Consider the following 5758-nt stretch of genomic DNA (forward strand, 5'->3'; position numbering starts at 1 on the left):
CTATTCTCGACGAATATCGTTCGCCAGCAAAGGCTTTCCCCGGCGTGTCTCGACTTACTTACGAACTCCTTAGTAACGCCCATATCTCGTTGGTCCGCGCGGCGCGGTGGTCACTGTCCATCAGGGCGCCTGTTGTCTGGATGAGCTGCACTTGCGCGGCGGTCAACAGGCCTTCGCGTTGAGCTCGTGCCAACTTGTCTGCGAGGAGTTCCTCGGATGCGGCCCTGAGTCCGTGTGTTTGGACGTCGTCGATCTCGGAGTCGAGCAGACGGGCGCACTGGTAGACGATGATGCCGCGCTCGGACAGCACGCTCATGATGCGATTGGACAGGTCGTGTGGAGGTCGTAGATCGACTGTGAAAGTTGTTTGGCAGTCGGGGTGCCGCGCAGCCTCCTGGGCCGCGCTCCGCAGCTCGCGTGGCCAGGTATCGGGTTCGTCGAGCTTGATCTGCTCGCGACGGGGGCTCGCGCTGCTCATACTCGCCAAATCTACTGGCCGCTGCCGAATCTCCGCGTTGCCGCGTCCGCCGTTGCGCGGAGTGGTTGCGCGGTGGGTGGCAAAGAAGTGCCTGCGAGGAGATTCGGGGTGGGCCCAGTTGATTCGATTGATCCGGATATCGAGTGAGGTTGGCTGCGCGGCCGATAACCAGCAGCCGCAAGCGTCAGTTAGCGGTCGATGCACCGGGCTGGGACTCGGCTGGCACATCGAGCGATCCGACGAGACGTCCGAGCACGTGGCCCTCCAGCGCACCCGCCGCATCCAGCAACGGCGAGAAGGTCTTCTGCAACGTGTCATTGCGATACGGGCGTGCGACAAGGCCATCGCCCTCCCCTTCGTACCTAGCCGACAGTGCGTACTGCGCGACAGTACCCAGGAGAAGCTTCTGATCACCCACTTCCACGATGAGCTTGAGCATCACCAGAAGCTGGTATTCGCTGGTGAATTCGATTTCCTGTTCTGGTCCTGCGTCACCCGGCGGGCCACCGACTACCGTACCAATACTGTCCCAGGTAGTGATCACCGCTTGACCATTCACGAGCGCCGACGCTTCAAAAACAGCGTCGATTTCGCGCCTGGTCAGGGTGGTCAAGTCCGGGATACGGATCGGCGTGGCAGTGTGCTGTTGGATGATCACCAAGGCGCGAAGGTAATCCATGACATCGTCGGGGAACTGGGGATGTTTTTCGTCGGGGATGTCGCGGTAATCGACGAAGGGGCCAAGTCGTTGAGCGACCTGAAGGGTGTTGGGCGCCGTAAGGTCTTGTAAGAACTCGATGGAGGGCAGCGCGGAGACCAACTCGGCGCCGACCAGATCTTCGCGGGTGAAATGCCATGTTCCCATTTGGGTTTCAGTGTCGCTGAGTACCTCAATAGTGAGAAAGCCTGTGGCGTCGGTGCCGTATTCTCGTATGCCGGTCCCGTCGGGGCCACGGGTCACCGTGATAGCGAATGACAGCTCTTCACCGGAAGTACCGGCGGGCGTGCGGATCCGGAATCGGGCGTCGTAGTTCACCCCTGGTGACTGCATCGATACCTCGGCCACGCCCTGGGTTCCCAGGCCTCCGGGAAGATCGGCGTCGACGTGCGCCGGTGCGGTCAACGGTGTGCCGTACTTGCGCCACATGTCAAAGGCGTGCCGGTCGAATGTCGCTTCGGCGCTAGCGAACGTCAGCCGGATCGGAATGGGCCTTTCGTTGAGCGCTTCGGCGAACCGCTGGTAGATACGGAAAGTGAGCGTCCAGCCGTCTGAGAGTGGTTGTTGGGTCGCAGCAACCAGGTCTGGTGCGGCCACGATCTCGGCCGCGGCGCGGTCGACACCGAATCCCTGCTGGCTGAGGCCGTCGATGATGGCGATGTCCGGCGAGGCCGGATCGACACTGAACGCGTAGAGAAAGTGCGGGTCCTTGTCGAGTGCGTTCTTGAGGTTGTCGAGGTGGCTACGCACATCGGCCGGGGTGAGCAGTCCCCCGGGGGTGGCCGCGGCGGCCCCGGGGCCACGGATGAGCGACACGAGCTCAGTGATGGCCTGGTTGAGGTGCTCGCGCCCACCGTGCAGGTAGTAGTCGACCACGAAGGGGTGTTCCGCGGCCAGGGTGACGCAGGCTGTTCGGCCTCTCCAGTGGATGATTCGTCCCGGCTGGTTGCGCCACGCGGTGATGACGGCCTTCTCGTCGTCAGTGAGCGGCGGTTGCTTTTTCTCCAGTTCTACAAATCGGCCGTCGTCGAACATTTCGGCGATGACGTTGTCGGGCATCGCGTTGAACTAGTCCCGTTGCGCGTCAATGGTGTTATCGACCGGCGCCAGCAGGTACCAGTCGGCCAGTGGGATGCCGCGGCGGACCAACCCGATCAGCACCCGGCGAAACGATTTCTCGACTTGCCCCTTCTGGCTGGCAGTCAGCGTTCCATGGAAGTATTTGATCTGGTAGACGTCGAATGTTTCGGGTGCAGTGGGGTTCGGATTGAGCACGTCGATGCCGTAGTCGCCCCGCGATGGGCGAACGCGCACCGCTCGGTGGTGCTCGTTGTAGAGCAGGACAGCCAGAAGCGTTTCAGCTTGGTCGGGTTCGAGCTCGGACCACGGGACCATCACTGGAGGTAGGACCTTTCGTAGATGACTTCCATTGGGCCCGTTGCGGCTCGGCGCAGGATTGTCACGTGCACGCGCGGGATCTCCCCGGTCTGGATCGCGGTGTTTATGAAGTTTTTGGCGTTAGTGGTGCAGACGGATTCGGCGCCGGCGGTCGGGTAGCAAATGTCGATCGCGTCGGCCGGCGTGAACCGGCCGCCGAGCGGGTCTTGACCTTTGGCCCATTCGAGACGGAGTTTCCACCAACGGTCGAGGGCGCTTTCGTGGGCTTCCTCTTGTTCGATATCGATGCCGTACACCTCGACGTCGAAGTAGTCGTTGTCGGCGAGATCACGAAAGATGTTGGGCCCCTGGAGATGCCAGGTGAGGGTGCCCTCGATGACCACATTCTCCTTGAGGCTGGTGCACGTTTCTCGGATGGCTTCGGCGAGGCGCACTGACTCCACATGCACGAGTGCGGATAATTCGCGTGGCGCGAGCCCACGGCCGTCGGCGAATGGTGCCATGGTTAGCATGCGGTCGTAGATGCCATCAGCGATGGCCTGCCTGATGATGTGGTCCTTGATGATGTCGGCGTCGATGATGCGGTACTCATCGAGGTCGGCGATCCGGGCCCTGAGTAGGGCGCTCTTGCCGGCACCGGGTGGCCCCGCTGTGACGATGGCGGTGCGGCCGCCGAGACGGGGATTGGCCTGGCTCAGATACCAGTCGATGGTGTCTCTCTGGAACCGGGCCCGGCCGATGTCGCCGCGCGGGTAGAGGCGTGCGGTGCTTTGCTCGGAGTCACGATGCAGAGGCGCTCCGGGAGCCGACAGTTCGGTGAGCTGGGCGGCGACTTGCGCACGCAGATCAAGGGAGGGGTGCATCGCGTTGGCGGTCGGCCAACTGTCGGAATTCGTCGTCGCTGAGTTGGCCGCGGTAGAAGGCCATCTCGATGGCGTCCCAGTCGCCGGTCATGTACGCGTCAGTGGCGACACCACCGATACGGACCACACCCCCGAAGGTGTACTGCCAGTTCATGAGCTTGTCCATCATCTGCTCGGTGGTGATGATTCCGGCGGTGCGCTGGTCGATGATCTCGGCGGGCTTGACGTCCAGCTGGCTGGGGTCGTCGTTGACGCGCCGCAGGATGCGCTGGATCGTGGCCTGGGACTGGTTGCCGACCAGGTCGCTGATCTGGCGTTGGCTGAGGCCTTGGATGGTGGCTGCTTCGTAGATTTCGCGCTCGAGTTCGCGATCGGCTACGCGCCGGCGGGCTGCGATCGCTGCCAGTCGCTGCTCGGCCTGTTGGGCGATGGTCTGGCTGGCGGATTCGGTAGACATCCTCACACCTCCTGATTCATTATGAATCAAGAGGTGTGTGCCGTCAACGACGGCAGGTGAGGTTGCCGCAGAAGCGTCCGATAGTCCGCTTGTCGGAGGCCTCGTCGACGGAGAGCCTGTACAGCTCCTCACGAAGGGTGGCGGAGATTGTCGGCGACTTCGTCGGGGTGCGGGGCCAACAACTCAAGCCCGTAGCTACCCGGATCAACGCGTGCTGGACTGTAAGCAATGAACCGAACCCGGCATCACCGCCTCGGCGCCTGGCCGAACCCTTCGAGGTCACCACCAGGCGCGAGAACGTCCCTTCACCAGCCGTGAGACGCTGGTCAACGACTCAGTTGCAAGATCACAACCCGTGTCGTAGGTGGCCAAGTCCCCCTCGGACACAAAAGGTTAGCTGAATGGATAGAAAATTTCGCACTGAGCTGCATTAGACAGATCATTTCGCATTTGCTGATAGGAGCAGGCTTTCGAGCGCAACCTCGACGACATTCGATGTGATCGTGACTACCGGACCCGGCGAAGCCGCTGATTCTGCCGTCAGGCTCGTTGAAGAGTGTGACCCGCGGGCCTGGGCGTCGCTTCAGCCACACCTTATCTATCCGCGCGGCCAATTCGGGGGTAACCCGAAGACGTCCGAGGCTACTGCGGTGCCTCCGGTTCGACGGACCTCGTCACTGTCCAAGAGGATGTTTGTTGCGAGACCGTATGTCTCCGTCACCGGCACTGGTGCCCACGGGTTGATCCACATACGCGGCATGTCCTGGGCTACACCGTAAGGCTGGATGTTGCTGCCAAGCATGACGGCGGATACCCGAGTGCCCGCTGGCGGATCGGCACACCAATAACCATTGCGGGCCCGAGGCAACCGGGTGAATCTAGGTTCGCCGTCAGGGTTGAACAGGACGGAGGTCGCTCCGAACAACGCGCGGTCGACCTCGTCATCGTCGATAAACACCGTTGTTGTGTCGAGCGCCACGATCAACGGGTGATCCAACGGCGTCTCGACGCCGGTGTACTTCTTGCCTTTTCCTTTCAACGACCGCTTGATCAGACCAGGGTTGTCGTACATCACGACACGCTGCGAGTGCAGGCCGAGCAGACGTCCGTAGGTGCCGCGCTGGTCGGGCGGCACCGGGTGCGCGGTGTACAAGAGCTCCCACTCGCCGATCGGGAATCGGAGAGTCTGCTCCGGTTTGCCGGCGCCGCGCGCGGCGATTTCGTCGTCGGCGTTCAGCCCCTGCAGCCAGTTATGGATCGCCGCGCGGATTTTGGCGGCGCTGGGTTCCTGGCTTCCTTCGGATTCGATGTCGAGTTCGAGAACGAAGTCGGGATGGCTCGCCGTGTTGGTGGCGTCCAGAATCGCGTTTTCCACCGCGGTCCTCGACCGTTCGATCACTGCCTTGCATTCGACGTACGCCGCTGACCCATCGCGGCTTATCAGGAAGTCGGGCCTGTCCGGTCTGCCGTTCGGCAACTCGGGATGCACGGTGATCTCGTAGCCGAGCTTCCGGAAAAAGGCGTAGACGTACAACTCCCACCAGGCGCCGACATGTTGATCGTGACGCTTGCCCTGGAAGTGACCCCGCAGTTGACCGCCGGGATCGGGGTGGCAGCGATACCAGCTTTCCAGCTCATCGCGGACATGGGCCCAATCTGGTCGATCAATCCGGTTATAAAAGTCAAAAATGTTCTCGCCGTAGCGCATTGGAGATGAATCAGTCCGTTCGACGTCATCGAACAGGGTCTCACGGGGCGAACCGGTCATACTAAGGAGTTCGTAAGTAAGTCGAGACACGCCGGGGAAAGCCTTTGCTGGCGAACGATATTCGTCGAGAATAGGT

6 protein-coding genes are annotated in these 5758 nt (G+C 61.7%); all 6 read right to left on the reverse strand.

The window, feature by feature from the left end:
- Window positions 1-58: 58 nt before the first annotated feature.
- The gene (locus tag FPZ47_RS26215) at window positions 59-478 is read right to left on the reverse strand and encodes a hypothetical protein (protein WP_144956959.1); all 420 of its coding nucleotides are present in this window, start codon (window positions 476-478) and stop codon (window positions 59-61) included.
- A gap of 184 nt (window positions 479-662) precedes the next feature.
- A complete protein-coding gene (locus tag FPZ47_RS26220) occupies window positions 663-2255 on the reverse strand; it encodes a hypothetical protein (protein ID WP_144956962.1) in 1593 nt (530 codons plus the stop codon).
- Window positions 2256-2264: 9 nt separating this feature from the next.
- Complete coding sequence (locus FPZ47_RS26225) at window positions 2265-2591, reverse strand: restriction endonuclease (RefSeq protein WP_144956965.1); 327 nt, start codon at window positions 2589-2591, stop codon at window positions 2265-2267.
- A complete protein-coding gene (locus tag FPZ47_RS26230; RefSeq protein WP_144956968.1) occupies window positions 2591-3457 on the reverse strand; it encodes a zeta toxin family protein in 867 nt (288 codons plus the stop codon). The genes FPZ47_RS26225 and FPZ47_RS26230 overlap by 1 nt, the downstream gene beginning before the upstream one ends.
- Entirely contained in the window at window positions 3441-3914 is a 474-nt protein-coding gene (locus tag FPZ47_RS26235; RefSeq protein ID WP_144956972.1) for a winged helix-turn-helix domain-containing protein, read from the reverse strand. The genes FPZ47_RS26230 and FPZ47_RS26235 overlap by 17 nt, the downstream gene beginning before the upstream one ends.
- A 598-nt stretch (window positions 3915-4512) precedes the next feature.
- Window positions 4513-5758 (reverse strand): hypothetical protein (locus tag FPZ47_RS26240; RefSeq protein ID WP_210420017.1); only part of this gene is annotated, 1246 nt, incomplete at its 5' end.

The organism is Mycobacterium helveticum (assembly GCF_007714205.1).
Classification (GTDB): Bacteria; Actinomycetota; Actinomycetes; order Mycobacteriales; family Mycobacteriaceae; genus Mycobacterium; species Mycobacterium helveticum.